Here is a 975-nt window from a genome sequence, read left to right on the forward strand (position 1 = left end):
GCCAGCTGGTCCAACAGATAGCCGGGGCCGGCACCCAGATCGAGGAAGCGGCGAACCTCCCTGCGTGCGTAAAGCACGGCTTCGCCTGCGCGAACCAGTCCGTCGCCCGAGGCGCGCTCACGCGCTGCCTTCAGTTCTTCGTTCCAGTAGTCGAGGTCGTAGTCCCGGGGGGAGACGCCGCGGTCCATGTCTGCGAGGACTTGCGGTTCGATGAAGATCGAGTCGCAGGCTTTGCAGGAGAAATAAGGGAAACCGTCGACGTCGCGAAATGGCTCGGTCGTCTTGGATTTTAGGCAAACAGGGCAATCGTGTGTCATGTGGGCACTTTAGCTGACTGCTGTTACGACAGGCGCGTGATGCAGGTCAATTCGCTCGCATCTAAGGGGGTCATTAGATCATGAAGCATCGCTGGAACCCTTAGTGAAAGCCGAAAGGCCCGGCCTTAACACAAAGTTTCGCATTGGGCCGATGGTCAGCCCCGTCACGCATGGCGGCTCGCGCGATTCATGTCCAAAGCAGTCTTCGATAGAGCTTTCGCCAGCTCAGCGGCACTCGTCGCCAAGACCTTCTCATCGCGACGCGGCTAAGCGATTCATCTTGAAAATAATAGGAGCGTGCGGACTCAAATGCCGCGATATAGAGCAGCGCAGATTCGCGCAGAAGTCGCACATTGGCTTCCACGGGCGCGTAGAAGCGGTCGCTGGTGAACTGCTGCTGGCCTTGAGTTGGCTGGAATTCCGCCAGGAACGCAAACGACTTCCCGGGCAGGGGCGTAATGCAGAATCCGAAGGGCTCGAAGATGTGGCGCAAGCCCGTGATGCCGTAAGAGACGATATGCCCGCGCTTGCGGGGATCGAGGTAGCCCGGATCTTCCTGGCGAACGTAGTGCGGCAATCCCGTATTGAACAGCCAGGTGGAGTCCGGCGCGGCGACGGCGGCCAGGCCCTCGGCAAGTTTGCCCAGCATGCGGGGCGT

The 975-nt window shown here is 60.0% G+C and carries 2 protein-coding genes; both read right to left on the reverse strand.

Going from position 1 to position 975, the window contains the following annotated elements:
• Positions 1 to 317, reverse strand: a 317-nt coding sequence (locus AC1DKY_RS21440) for a hypothetical protein (RefSeq protein WP_441611684.1), incomplete at its 3' end; no start/stop codon positions are given.
• A gap of 187 nt (positions 318 to 504) precedes the next feature.
• Positions 505 to 975 (reverse strand): hypothetical protein (locus AC1DKY_RS21445; RefSeq protein ID WP_441605692.1); only part of this gene is annotated, 471 nt, incomplete at its 5' end.

Source organism: Dyella sp. 01N448 (genome assembly GCF_056399225.1).